The organism is Methylomicrobium album BG8, from assembly GCF_000214275.2.
Classification (GTDB): Bacteria; Pseudomonadota; Gammaproteobacteria; order Methylococcales; family Methylomonadaceae; genus Methylomicrobium; species Methylomicrobium agile.
Genome location: NZ_CM001475.1, coordinates 1,727,825 through 1,740,945, shown reverse-complemented (window position 1 = coordinate 1,740,945; position 13,121 = coordinate 1,727,825). Strand labels below are relative to the sequence as shown.

Genomic DNA, 13,121 nt, shown 5'->3' with positions numbered 1-13,121 from the left:
CGTAGAACGTGCTGTTTCTAAGCTACCTGTACGGCAGTGAACTTTGAGTGTTGGCTTCCATCTGTGTTCCTCTTTTTCTAAGCTACCTGTACGGCAGTGAACTCGGCGGATGGCCCTATGCCCTCCGCCTTGCCTTTCTAAGCTACCTGTACGGCAGTGAACCAGTTGAACCCGGCACATTCCCGCTGGTTGATTTTCTAAGCTACCTGTACGGCAGTGAACACTTAGGGCCAATGGATGAGGCTTTGTTGAGCTTTCTAAGCTACCTGTACGGCAGTGAACGCCTCAATCATCCGCTGGGTCAGGATTCGCTTTTTCTAAGCTACCTGTACGGCAGTGAACTCTGACCTATGCCAATCAGCCGCTTTCTGTCTTTTCTAAGCTACCTGTACGGCAGTGAACGCAGTCTCGACCTATCAACCAGATGGAGATCGTTTCTAAGCTACCTGTACGGCAGTGAACTAAATGCGTTCAGTTCCGTCTTCGAGCTGGATTTTCTAAGCTACCTGTACGGCAGTGAACAACTTTTCTTTGCACGCCTGACGGAAACGTCTTTTCTAAGCTACCTGTACGGCAGTGAACCGTCGCGGGAATGGCGCTTGTTCGCATCGGTTTTTCTAAGCTACCTGTACGGCAGTGAACGCCACACCGGAGCGACTGGACGGCAAAGGCTTTTTCTAAGCTACCTGTACGGCAGTGAACTTGCGATAACCCTTTTTTCAATCTGTATTCACTTTCTAAGCTACCTGTACGGCAGTGAACATAAAAGCTGGGAGTTTGTTGATTGTTAGACATTTCTAAGCTACCTGTACGGCAGTGAACGCCTTGCTGACAAACGTACTGTATTCGTCCTTTTTCTAAGCTACCTGTACGGCAGTGAACTCTCGGAGGAAGCGGAACGCCCAACGATTCCATTTCTAAGCTACCTGTACGGCAGTGAACTCAGAAGGGCGTCAAGGTCACCGATCAGGAAGTTTCTAAGCTACCTGTACGGCAGTGAACGCCTCCAAGACGGCGCGCAGGGGTTCATGCAGTTTCTAAGCTACCTGTACGGCAGTGAACTTACCACCCCCAGGTCAAGCCCGGCGAGTTCCTTTCTAAGCTACCTGTACGGCAGTGAACACTATCCGCGCTGGCAACAGCTTTCATCTCCTTTTCTAAGCTACCTGTACGGCAGTGAACGTTACTGGTTCCGTCCGTTGCCAGTTGCGAAATTTCTAAGCTACCTGTACGGCAGTGAACGGTGTCGGGAATTTGCATCCTTGCGGGTTACTTTTCTAAGCTACCTGTACGGCAGTGAACAGCAACTTCTGATAAATCCACATTCAATTCATTTTCTAAGCTACCTGTACGGCAGTGAACGCGCATCGATGGCGGCTGGGTCTGCGAGGTGTTTTCTAAGCTACCTGTACGGCAGTGAACAGTCGTCCAAGCCAATTGGCGCGAAAATCCCTTTTCTAAGCTACCTGTACGGCAGTGAACATGATTAGACCATCAGAAGAAAAAATTTCAACATTTCTAAGCTACCTGTACGGCAGTGAACGCGCAATGGTCGATTGTCGCGCTGCTTGGGGCTTTCTAAGCTACCTGTACGGCAGTGAACGATTACTCGATGGCGGTTTCTCGGTCGTTTATTTTCTAAGCTACCTGTACGGCAGTGAACAGCACGAATCGATCGCCCAGCAAGCCGCCTTTTTTCTAAGCTACCTGTACGGCAGTGAACTTACCGGGCGGCGTACCCGAGGGCTGATAACTTTTCTAAGCTACCTGTACGGCAGTGAACGTGTTTAATTTCAATAGCCTGGAGGCGACATGTTTCTAAGCTACCTGTACGGCAGTGAACCCCGAGGCAGCGATCTTGCTGGAATCCCCCGATTTCTAAGCTACCTGTACGGCAGTGAACTCATACATGGTCAGCATCCAATGTATCGTTGATTTCTAAGCTACCTGTACGGCAGTGAACAACCACGCGATGGTGTGTATCGAGGACTTGCATTTCTAAGCTACCTGTACGGCAGTGAACTCAACGGGTCAGAGTTCGCGGCATCGGCAACGTTTCTAAGCTACCTGTACGGCAGTGAACATTCACAGGAGAGAGAAATGAGCAATTTGCCTTTTCTAAGCTACCTGTACGGCAGTGAACGCAAAAACCCGCGCCTGGGCGGCGCACGGGCTTTTCTAAGCTACCTGTACGGCAGTGAACGCTCCCGCAGCAGGCGTCAAGGACTGGCGGCATTTCTAAGCTACCTGTACGGCAGTGAACGATGATTTTTGAATCGGTAGGCGGATCTTTACTTTCTAAGCTACCTGTACGGCAGTGAACGTGACGAGGAAGAACTCGTCACGTTCCTGAAATTTCTAAGCTACCTGTACGGCAGTGAACACCCAGCCGGTGCCATCAAGCTCCTGCAGACTTTTCTAAGCTACCTGTACGGCAGTGAACGATAGGCCAAAAACAGGGCATCCGACAGAACATTTCTAAGCTACCTGTACGGCAGTGAACTTCTCCCCATCCAATTTGCACCACACCTGATATTTCTAAGCTACCTGTACGGCAGTGAACTGCCTGAGTGCTTCCAGGTTGTCGCTTCCGTATTTCTAAGCTACCTGTACGGCAGTGAACTTAGAATTTTTTTCACAACATCACCCCTGTATTTTCTAAGCTACCTGTACGGCAGTGAACCGTTCCGCAGGGATGGGAGGCAGCGATCAAATTTTCTAAGCTACCTGTACGGCAGTGAACTTCCCGGCATCGGTGCCTTTCAATGCCTTATTTTTCTAAGCTACCTGTACGGCAGTGAACCCGAGCGCGTCCAGGCCGCCAGCGCATTTATCTTTCTAAGCTACCTGTACGGCAGTGAACGCGACCACGTTCATTGTGGGCGGCGTCATTATTTTCTAAGCTACCTGTACGGCAGTGAACATTATTTGCAGCAGCATTTCATCATGATTCATTTTCTAAGCTACCTGTACGGCAGTGAACTTCGACATGGCGATCAAGGAAGTGAACGACAATTTCTAAGCTACCTGTACGGCAGTGAACACATCGACGGCGGATACAACGGGTGGGCGTCTTTTCTAAGCTACCTGTACGGCAGTGAACTTATTGATGCCGGAAAATTTCGTAAGCGAGCAGCCGTACCACATAGCCAGTCTGTCGGCACTCTGGTTTAGTCTATTGAGCGGAGAGGCAGTAATTCGTCGATACGACTGTTAGGCCAGGTAGGCAGTTTTTCGAGGGTATCTTTTAGCCAGGCCGAAGGATCGAGGCCGTTGAGCTTGGCAGTGCCGAGCAGCGTTTGGATCACGGCCGCTCGTTTTCCGGCACGTTCTGATCCTGCAAAGAGCCAGTTCTTTTTACCCAAAGCGATCGGTCGGATACTGTTTTCAATCGGGTTGTTATCAATCGGCAGATCACCGGTTTCGGCATAACGGCTGAGAGCGATCCAACGTTTCAAGCTGTAATCAATCGCTTTGGCCGTGGCGCTGTTGGGCGCGGTTTGAATGCGGGTGCGTTGCAGCCAGTCGTGTAGATCGGCCAGTGCCGGCAGGCTTTTCTGGGCGCGCAAGGCTTGACGCTCAGCGGGCGTTAGGTCACGACCTTCGGCTTCGATCGCATAGAGCACCGCGATCCGGTTCAAGGCTTCTTGGGCGATCGGGCTCTGACTGGCCTGTAACAGGTCGAAGAACTTCCGGCGCGCATGCGCCCAACACGCCAGTTCGATGCACGGTTCGATCAGGCGTTGATCCTCGGGATGCGCACGGGCCGCCGCAAACAGGGCTTTATAGCCGGCATAGTCGTCGACCACGAGGTGGCCTTGCCAATCGCCTAGAAACTGCCCGGCATGCCGGCCGCTGCGGCCGGCTTGATAGTCGAAGACGAGGATCTTGGGGCCCGGCTGCAGGTCGTTGCTGCGGTAGGCCCACAAATAGGCCTTTTTCGTTTTGCCGTTGCCGGGATCCAGCTGGGGGACCGGCGTCTCATCCGCATGTAAACTATCGCGTTGCAACAGCTGCCAGGCCAAACGGTCGGACAAAGGCTGCAAGGCGACGCCGAGACGTCCGACCCAGTCGGCCAGGGTGGAACGGGATAAGGTCACGCCGTCGCGGGCGGCGATTTGTTCCAAGCGGTAGAGCGGCAAATGATCCTGGAATTTGCTGATCATCACCCAGCTCAACAAGCCAACCGCGGCCAGACCGCCATCGATCACCGCCGGCGGAATCGGCGCCGCCGTGACGGTCTCGCAGCTCCGGCAGGCGTACTGCGGACGGATATGGCGATGGACGAAGAACTTGGCCGGCTCGACATCCAGTTGCTCGGTCACATCTTCGCCGATCTTGACCAACTCCCGGCCGCAGTGCCCGCAAGTGCAGGATTCCGGTTCGTGCCGGTGTTCGATGCGGGGCAAGTGAGACGGTAACGGTTGCCGGCCGGCGCGCAGGCGTTTGGGGCGAACCACCGTTGCACAAAGGCTGGCATCTTGCAGTTGCTCAACTTCGGCTTCAATCGCCGAAATATCCGTGTTCCAGGTTTCCTCGAACACATCCCGCTGCAAGGGGGCCAAGGCTTCGCTCTTGGGGCTGAAACGAATGCGTTTGTAATAGGCCAACTCGTGCGTCAGCGCGGCGATTTTAATGTCTTTGCTCTGAATGGCTTTGGCATCCCGCTCAGCCTGTTCAATCAGCGCTTGAAGCAGCGCCGCCACTTCGGTTTTAGCCGAAGGTTCCAAGTGCAACTGATCGAGTTTGGCGAGGGGGTTCATGGCTGTCATTATACCGCAGAAACCCCCTGAATGCCTTGATTTTGCTGGGTTGCAGCAGCTTTTAAAGCCGCACTTTACACCCGCCATGCTGCTGATGGCTCTGCCGAGAGACGTTGCCAATCGACACCGGCGGCCAACCACTGCCACTGGGCCGGACTGAGCGCAAAGACCGGATCAGAGGCCTTGGGCCAAACAAAACTGCCGCGATGCAAACGGCGCTGGCACAGCCACACGCCATTGCCGTCCCACAGCAACAGACGCAAGCGGTTGCCGGCCCGGTTGCGGAAGATGAAGGCCGACCCGGCACCCGGCGAATGCCCCAGGCTGTGCTGGACGATCGCGGTTAAGCCATCCAGGCCGCGCCGCATGTCAACCGGCGCCACCGCCACCCAGATCTGCGCCGGACTCGCGATCAAGCCAGGCATCGTAACAGTTCCGCTACCCAACTCGCCGGTGTTGAAGCCGGCAATTCCAGGCGATGGCCTTGGCGACACTGCAACACCAGACGCTCGATGGAGGGGGCGGCGTTTTCAACGCGGACCGGGATTAAGGCCAAGGGTGAGGCGCCTCGACCCTTGCGGTAATCCGATAGCCGTGCGGCAAAGGTACGACTGTTAAGGCTGTGTTGCCGGCAATAAACAGACTGCTTTAAACCACTGCTTTGCCAGGCTTCGATATGATCGAGCCATCGTTTCGATAATGCCATGATTCATCCTCACCAAAAATAATAAGGATGAACTGTCCGGTATTGCTTGAACAGATGGGACGGCTAGACGCTTACAAAATTTCCGGTATCATTTTTTCTAAGCTACCTGTACGGCAGTGAACCTTGTCGTTTTGCGTCTGCCCCCAGCCCTGTTTTTCTAAGCTACCTGTACGGCAGTGAACCCAGCAGCCACGCCTTGAGCAAATAGCTCTTGTTTCTAAGCTACCTGTACGGCAGTGAACGCGTGGTGTACACGCTACCCCCTCCGGTAGAATTTCTAAGCTACCTGTACGGCAGTGAACACATGCTGCGCGAAGCCTCGGCGGGGACTGCATTTCTAAGCTACCTGTACGGCAGTGAACCAGAAGCGCTTAGAATGGGTCGAAACGTACGCTTTCTAAGCTACCTGTACGGCAGTGAACCACCCACCAACGCTTTTCCGCTGAGGCTTTGCTTTCTAAGCTACCTGTACGGCAGTGAACCGCACGCCATCCCCGATCGAGCGGGGCAGGCTTTTCTAAGCTACCTGTACGGCAGTGAACAGGTGCGTATGATCGATTATTACGAGGCTGTATTTCTAAGCTACCTGTACGGCAGTGAACCAAGGCGTGGCTGCTGGGAAAAGCCAGTCCGATTTCTAAGCTACCTGTACGGCAGTGAACGGAACACACGACGGCCTGAGAGATGGATCGCATTTCTAAGCTACCTGTACGGCAGTGAACTGCAAGACAAGGATTTCTACCAAAACCTCAGATTTCTAAGCTACCTGTACGGCAGTGAACAGTGGACAGCTCCGTCTGTCCACATAACAACATTTCTAAGCTACCTGTACGGCAGTGAACACGTAGAGTCGGCCGGGTGGACTTTGATTGAATTTCTAAGCTACCTGTACGGCAGTGAACAATAAGCGGCCTGACCAATATGATCATGTGTGTTTCTAAGCTACCTGTACGGCAGTGAACGCAATGATTACGGGCGCGCGAGAAGGTCAGAATTTCTAAGCTACCTGTACGGCAGTGAACGGACTCATACGTCACGTCATATACACGATCGTTTTCTAAGCTACCTGTACGGCAGTGAACAAGAACCATTCCTGCGAGATCGCTATGAGGTCTTTCTAAGCTACCTGTACGGCAGTGAACGCCATGATCCTCGGTGCCGTGCATCTTCACGCTTTCTAAGCTACCTGTACGGCAGTGAACCAAATACCGGCGAGCGCCGGTAGGATCTACGATTTCTAAGCTACCTGTACGGCAGTGAACCGCTGCTGTCGCTCAGGGCATTCTGGGACATATTTCTAAGCTACCTGTACGGCAGTGAACATATACACGGTCGTGAGTTACGCCATCATGTGTTTCTAAGCTACCTGTACGGCAGTGAACTGTGGGAAGGAGGCTTCATTGCGGCTATGTCTTTTCTAAGCTACCTGTACGGCAGTGAACCCAAGGATAAGCGCATTGAGTACGCGTTTATCTTTCTAAGCTACCTGTACGGCAGTGAACCTCGATACGCTGCATCGCCGCGCCTGCTCCCTTTTCTAAGCTACCTGTACGGCAGTGAACTGCCTGCGCGATTTGGATAGCGCAATTTGTCGTTTCTAAGCTACCTGTACGGCAGTGAACAAAGGCTTGTTCCAGGATTCGTCGCAGATCAATTTCTAAGCTACCTGTACGGCAGTGAACAACAGCGGCCCGTCAGGCATTGCGCAGTAAATTTTCTAAGCTACCTGTACGGCAGTGAACTGCCAGTTGCTCAGCGTCTGGAGCGATACACCTTTCTAAGCTACCTGTACGGCAGTGAACTGTATGCTCAAGCTTCTGCGGTGAATTGAATCTTTCTAAGCTACCTGTACGGCAGTGAACGATGTCTTGGTGCGAAGTTGCGGCTCTGTGTTTTTCTAAGCTACCTGTACGGCAGTGAACAGTTAATAACCCCTCGTATTTTTCGCACAAGCTTTCTAAGCTACCTGTACGGCAGTGAACGTCGGGTTGCCGAATGCAATCCAGATGATTTCTTTCTAAGCTACCTGTACGGCAGTGAACTCCAAAACACTCGCGGAACCGGCCGATATTGCTTTCTAAGCTACCTGTACGGCAGTGAACCAGAAAACTGCATCCGAAGGCGTTTTGATCGATTTCTAAGCTACCTGTACGGCAGTGAACTCGCACCAAGACATCCCCCGAGGTCGGCAAGTTTTCTAAGCTACCTGTACGGCAGTGAACCATCGCGGCCTGCTGCTGCGCCCTCTGCTCACTTTCTAAGCTACCTGTACGGCAGTGAACGTCAAATAGCCGGACTCACGCAACACCTTGTTTTTCTAAGCTACCTGTACGGCAGTGAACGCTTTGTTCGCCATTTCCGCCATGCTCATCATTTTCTAAGCTACCTGTACGGCAGTGAACCATCGAGCGTGTCACGGTTGGCATAGAACACCTTTCTAAGCTACCTGTACGGCAGTGAACCAAATCGAGGACAAGGGGCAGGTCACTATCGATTTCTAAGCTACCTGTACGGCAGTGAACGTGTGCTGACGGCTGCCGGAGACGAAACCATCTTTCTAAGCTACCTGTACGGCAGTGAACTTCCAGTCGGACGCTATCGCATACTCGCCGGCTTTCTAAGCTACCTGTACGGCAGTGAACCTCGAAATCAACCCGAGACTGCTTGGTCTCCATTTCTAAGCTACCTGTACGGCAGTGAACGAAAAACGAGCGCTCGAGCTGGCTCGCTCATTTTTCTAAGCTACCTGTACGGCAGTGAACTTTCACCCGGTAAAACGCTGGCTCAACGATGTTTTCTAAGCTACCTGTACGGCAGTGAACTGAGTTCGCCGGCCATCGAGCCTTCGCCGGTGTTTCTAAGCTACCTGTACGGCAGTGAACGAGTCGAGGATTTGGCTTTCGGTTGGGATGACTTTCTAAGCTACCTGTACGGCAGTGAACTGCAATACTATTTGGGGAAAAAATTTCCGTTTTTTCTAAGCTACCTGTACGGCAGTGAACTCCCGGTACGCCGCCGCGTGGGTTTCCTCGCCTTTCTAAGCTACCTGTACGGCAGTGAACACGGATGCGCGCCGCCGCGCTGGCGCTAGATTTTTCTAAGCTACCTGTACGGCAGTGAACACCGACATACTTGGACAACAATTGGTTTTCGATTTCTAAGCTACCTGTACGGCAGTGAACGGACTAAAAACCGACATGTGAATACTTTCATCTTTCTAAGCTACCTGTACGGCAGTGAACTACCTGGCCGCGCGAAACTTCAGGGGATTTATTTTCTAAGCTACCTGTACGGCAGTGAACTGTGTGGTATAACTGGCGCGGCTTACCCAGCCTTTCTAAGCTACCTGTACGGCAGTGAACTGCTTGGGGCGGCGGCGAGGTGAGGTGAGGTGTTTCTAAGCTACCTGTACGGCAGTGAACTTGTTCCATTTTTGCACCGTGGTCCTTTGCATTTTCTAAGCTACCTGTACGGCAGTGAACTGCCTCCGATGTTCAGATATCAACCTTGGATGTTTCTAAGCTACCTGTACGGCAGTGAACGTACCACCACCGATGCCAGACTATCACCCGATTTTCTAAGCTACCTGTACGGCAGTGAACGGTCGAGGCGACCACGGCGCACGGCCGGTACCTTTCTAAGCTACCTGTACGGCAGTGAACGAGTCAATTTGCGCGGCGCGACCGAGACGGCTGTTTCTAAGCTACCTGTACGGCAGTGAACTGTGGATCGACTTCAATTTAGATAAGCATAACAATACCTTGGACGGAATTTTCCATTTTTACCAACGAAAAACCCATCTAAGACAACTAATTGATTTTTCTGTATTTTTAAAAAGCTATTTCCGGCATTGGTCAAAAAACGGGAACGCTGCTTGAATGGCTCAATCCATAGGTGCTAAAACCGCCTTTCGTCGGTTCACCGGTTTCCACATACTCAATAAACAAACGGAATCTTTCCCCGCTACTTTGGCTTTTCATCCATACGAAAGGCGCCTCGATGCGCTGCTCCACGCAGTTTTCGAACGTTGCAATCGCCAGTTCGATACCGATGTTTTCCCGTTCGGCTTTGCGCCTTGCCAGTCTCGCCAGTCTGGCGCTACTGCTTTTCGACTGGATGCGCCGGTAATAGGCATAGGTTCGAACGCGATCGGGAATGGCGCGGATTTGAGTCAAGTGGACATAATCGCTGAGACGGCTTAGCCATTCCCGTACATTGCACTGTTCGAGCTGGCGTTCCGTTTCGGCCAACAGCCGCAGCTTATGGCCCAACCGGCGATTTTCCGCATCGTACGCCGGTAGCGCGATGCCGATCGGCACTTTGCCGTCGGCGTCCTGCATTTCCACTAACGCCAGATGCACCTGTTGATAGACTTTTTCCCATAAAAAATGCAGGCCGATTTCGGCATCGGGCAACAAATTGATGTCCTGATAGACTTTCATGCTCAGTCCTTGCCGCTCTCGCCGAAAACGCCGCCGCGTACCAAGACCGCCATCACATAGTGTTCGTCGTTCTCGGCCAATTTTTCGCCGCGCGCGAAGCGGTCGAACAGCGTGTAAAAATCGGCTTTATCCTTGGGCGTGCGGTAGGCTTTGCCCAGATTGGTGACGGCACCGTAAGGCTCTATTGCGATCGGCCCAATTTGCGCCTCATCGTAGCCTGGATACCAGGTATCGATCGTGCGCAAGGCGTTGCCGATTTTCTGCGAATGCATGCCAGCGATGCCGTCGATCTCATAAAGGATTTTGCTTTTTTTCGATTTGCTGCTGCCTTTGTCCAGCACCAGTTCTTCGCTCGGATAAACGTCCTGCGCCAGACCGACCTGCGCGTACGCGTTGACTTCCAGCAACAGGAATTCGGTTTTGCCGGATAAGGCATCCGCGATTTTGCCGGCCAATTCGGCAATTTGCGGATCGGGATTGTCGAAATACCGGGTACTGACGGCCTTGGCATCGAATAGCCATGCGGATCGATCGCCTTGATTCAACACCTTGACCGCAACCTCGATCTTTTCCGTGCCGACCCGGTTGCGCCACAAAAAACGACCGTTGGCGATATTGGCCGCATAACGTAAGGCCAAGTCGCGGAAACCTTCGCTATCGATATAAGCTTTTGCGGATTTGGCATAGCTGGCGTTGAATTCGGCGCTGTTGCAGGCCGAAGGTTTTTCTACGCCGCTCAGGATTTTCAGCGTGAAAGTCAATTTCAGCGTGTCCTGATCGCTGCCCAGCGCGCAACTGTCGACGGTTTGCAGGTTGGGCTTTTCGACTTCTGCATCCAATTTGGCGGGATCGTCCTGCAAGGCTTTTTTTAATCGGTTGGAGATGGTGCCGCGCACCGATTTTTCTTGCAGCTTCAAAGAGGTCGCTTGTTCGGCTCGCCGCTCCCAGGTCGTGCCGTATAAACGTCCGTCCGAGGGAACCAGTTTTTTTTCGAACGCCAATACGGAAGCGGAAACAATGCTATTTTTGGCCATGGTCGGTTTTCCTTGCGTTATATGCGGTTGTTTTGTTGACAAAGATAAAGGTTATTTTCGGCGTCGTAGCGGGTATGCCAAAGCAGGTCGTCGAGACGCTTGATCCGGTACGGCATCACGAACTCGCCCAGCGTGACCAGGCTTTCGGCAAAACGGTGCGGCGTATCGGGATCGCGCTGGTTTTCGGCGAAGCCTAATTCGGTAATGCCGTGAAAGCCGGTCGCAATCGGCACCAGCCAGCCCTCGGCTTTACGCTTGGCGGTCCATTCGCCTTTGCCGTTGCCTAAAGGCCGGCTGCGGTGTTCGACTTTGAGATAACTCAATAGGGCGTCAATCGCATCCTGACCGTTCCGCATCGCTTCGGTCATCAGTTCGCGGCGTTCCTGCAACACGTAGGACGGCATCAGTTTGCGGGTCAGTCTGGCCAGTTCGTTGTCGCCGTCGATGGTGAGCGTTTCCGGCGTTTTGAACGACAGGATGTCGCCGCCGGCCAGTTTCAATCGATAAAGCCGGCTTTCCACGGCCTGGGTGAATTCCGCAATATCGCCCTGACCGACGCCCTGGCACTCGATCGCCAACGATACGGTCAGATGGCAACGGGCTTCTTCGATGAAAGACGGACGCTCACCGGTTTTATCGAGCGGGTTGCCGGTGCCTATGATCGAATGGACGAAATCGCCCGACCCTTTATAGGTTTGCTGATCGATCCGATGGCAGGCGACGGCGGCGCGGGTAAAACGCAAGCCTGCGAACGCGCCGGCATTCAGTTGGCGCTGCAGGGCATGGATACCGCCGAACCAGGCGGTCATCGCCGGAAAGCCGAGGGTGTAAGGGCTGGACAGCGCATTGGCGTTGTGGATTTTCAGTTGTGGGACGATCAAGAACCGGTTCATCGCAAAAGCTCCTCATGCTCACCGAGCACTTTTCTAATGTGCTTCAGTTCGTCGTCTCCCAGCGCAATCGCTTTCTCCGCACCGATGACATTCCGATAGGCGATACGGAACCAATCGGCCAGACTCACGATGATTTCGGCGAGCCACTCGTCTTCCTGCTCGCGCCACGCATCGAAAGCGGAATCCAGCCAGATCTTTTGCGCCAACGGCAAGCGCGTGTTTTCGGACCAGCCCGCCGTTTCCTGTCTTAATTGCCCAACCGTTTCGAGCACGCGTTCGGCGATGGAAATGATCCAGTCATCCCGACCGTCACGGATATCGATGTTGTTGGGTTTTGCCATAAACAGTCGGTGCAATGCCAAGAACTCTTCCCGGTACGGCTTGAAGTACAAGCTGTCCTTGAAGAAACTGGATTTCGGCCGCCGGACGACGCGTTGCGCCAAAACCGGGGGCAGCGAAGGCAGCAAATAGGCAATGCCGCCGTTTTGGTTGTTCAGTACGCTGATGTTCTGCGGCTTGGTGCCGCCGAAACCGATCGCGGCCAGATTGTAAATCTCGTCGCAGCCATGCTCGTTATGCGCTTGATTGCGACGGTCGTCGCGGGCTTGTTTGGCCTGTTCCGAAAAACGCATGGCGTTGATGCGTTCTTTCAGTTTGAACATCAGGCCGGAAGGCGTCAGAATCGACAGCAGGTGATAGCCGCCTTCGATCGGAAAATAGACTTGTTTGATTTTTTCGGAGGTCTTAATTTTGGCGATTTCATCGGGTTTAATTGCCATCAGACCCTTTTGCAGTTCAGCAAAAGATGTGGCGGCGAGATTGAATTGCCGTCTGATGAGTTCGCTATTCTGTTCGAGATGCTCTAATACCGTTTGCCCGTCGCTCAACGGCAACGAAAGGAATTTGAAAACGTCCAGTGCGGCAGCATTACCGAACACGTCAAAATCGGCATCGGCATTGCCGCTGCGCAAATAGCCATCCCGCTTGTGCGGAGGCGTCGATATCACGGGACTGATTTTGACACCGGGATGGGTAAATTTGCCCGAATGGCTGACTATCGACAACCAGGCTGCACGTTTGGCCGCATCCGGAATCCAATTTTCCGGAGCGAATTTTTCATCGGCTTTCGTTTCGACGTCCTGACGTTCGAATTCGGTCTTGGCGGATTTGAGTTTGTCCTTCAGCCAGGCGGCTTTGCGTTCGGTAAGGAACGACTGTATAGCGGGGTCTAACATGCTCTTGTCCTTCTCAAATAGAGTCGAAGCTGAGTTTATTACAGAAAT

7 protein-coding genes and 2 CRISPR repeat arrays (1 of these 9 cut by a window edge) are annotated in these 13,121 nt (G+C 53.0%); all 7 genes read right to left on the bottom strand.

What is annotated here, in order from left to right; translation table 11 throughout:
• Nucleotides 1-3,103: direct repeats of the CRISPR family, unit length 28 nt; unit sequence TTTCTAAGCTACCTGTACGGCAGTGAAC (it extends 347 nt beyond the left edge of the window).
• 67 nt (nucleotides 3,104-3,170) lie between these two features.
• Nucleotides 3,171-4,763, bottom strand: coding sequence for an IS66 family transposase (gene tnpC / locus METAL_RS07475; RefSeq protein WP_005371083.1), 1,593 nt, complete (start codon nucleotides 4,761-4,763; stop codon nucleotides 3,171-3,173).
• Between the two features lie 74 nt (nucleotides 4,764-4,837).
• Nucleotides 4,838-5,188, bottom strand: coding sequence for an IS66 family insertion sequence element accessory protein TnpB (gene tnpB, locus METAL_RS07470; RefSeq protein ID WP_005371080.1), 351 nt, complete (start codon nucleotides 5,186-5,188; stop codon nucleotides 4,838-4,840).
• Nucleotides 5,176-5,469: an IS66 family insertion sequence element accessory protein TnpA gene (gene tnpA / locus METAL_RS20615; RefSeq protein WP_005371078.1), complete on the bottom strand. Its 294-nt coding sequence runs from the start codon at nucleotides 5,467-5,469 to the stop codon at nucleotides 5,176-5,178. Before tnpA ends, tnpB begins: the two co-directional genes overlap by 13 nt.
• 94 nt (nucleotides 5,470-5,563) lie before the next feature.
• Nucleotides 5,564-9,192: a CRISPR direct-repeat array (repeat unit 28 nt; unit sequence TTTCTAAGCTACCTGTACGGCAGTGAAC).
• 131 nt (nucleotides 9,193-9,323) lie between these two features.
• Nucleotides 9,324-9,911: a type I-F CRISPR-associated endoribonuclease Cas6/Csy4 gene (gene cas6f / locus METAL_RS07465; protein ID WP_005371077.1), complete on the bottom strand. Its 588-nt coding sequence runs from the start codon at nucleotides 9,909-9,911 to the stop codon at nucleotides 9,324-9,326.
• A gap of 2 nt (nucleotides 9,912-9,913) precedes the next feature.
• Nucleotides 9,914-10,945 carry a type I-F CRISPR-associated protein Csy3 gene (gene csy3 / locus METAL_RS07460; protein ID WP_005371075.1) on the bottom strand — a complete coding sequence of 344 codons (1,032 nt, stop codon included), beginning with the start codon at nucleotides 10,943-10,945 and terminating at the stop codon, nucleotides 9,914-9,916.
• Between the two features lie 17 nt (nucleotides 10,946-10,962).
• Nucleotides 10,963-11,838, bottom strand: coding sequence for a type I-F CRISPR-associated protein Csy2 (csy2, locus tag METAL_RS07455; protein ID WP_005371074.1), 876 nt, complete (start codon nucleotides 11,836-11,838; stop codon nucleotides 10,963-10,965).
• The gene (gene csy1, locus METAL_RS07450; RefSeq protein ID WP_005371072.1) at nucleotides 11,835-13,073 is read right to left on the bottom strand and encodes a type I-F CRISPR-associated protein Csy1; all 1,239 of its coding nucleotides are present in this window, start codon (nucleotides 13,071-13,073) and stop codon (nucleotides 11,835-11,837) included. Before csy1 ends, csy2 begins: the two co-directional genes overlap by 4 nt.
• Nucleotides 13,074-13,121: the final 48 nt, after the last annotated feature.

Excerpts from the sequence above, each read along its gene's own strand:
- tnpC (WP_005371083.1), bottom strand. The coding sequence starts at position 4,763 with ATGAACCCCCTCGCCAAACTCGATCAGTTGCACTTGGAACCTTCGGCT.
- tnpB (WP_005371080.1), bottom strand. The coding sequence starts at position 5,188 with ATGCCTGGCTTGATCGCGAGTCCGGCGCAGATCTGGGTGGCGGTGGCG.
- tnpA (WP_005371078.1), bottom strand. The coding sequence starts at position 5,469 with ATGGCATTATCGAAACGATGGCTCGATCATATCGAAGCCTGGCAAAGC.
- cas6f (WP_005371077.1), bottom strand. The coding sequence starts at position 9,911 with ATGAAAGTCTATCAGGACATCAATTTGTTGCCCGATGCCGAAATCGGC.
- csy3 (WP_005371075.1), bottom strand. The coding sequence starts at position 10,945 with ATGGCCAAAAATAGCATTGTTTCCGCTTCCGTATTGGCGTTCGAAAAA.
- csy2 (WP_005371074.1), bottom strand. The coding sequence starts at position 11,838 with ATGAACCGGTTCTTGATCGTCCCACAACTGAAAATCCACAACGCCAAT.
- csy1 (WP_005371072.1), bottom strand. The coding sequence starts at position 13,073 with ATGTTAGACCCCGCTATACAGTCGTTCCTTACCGAACGCAAAGCCGCC.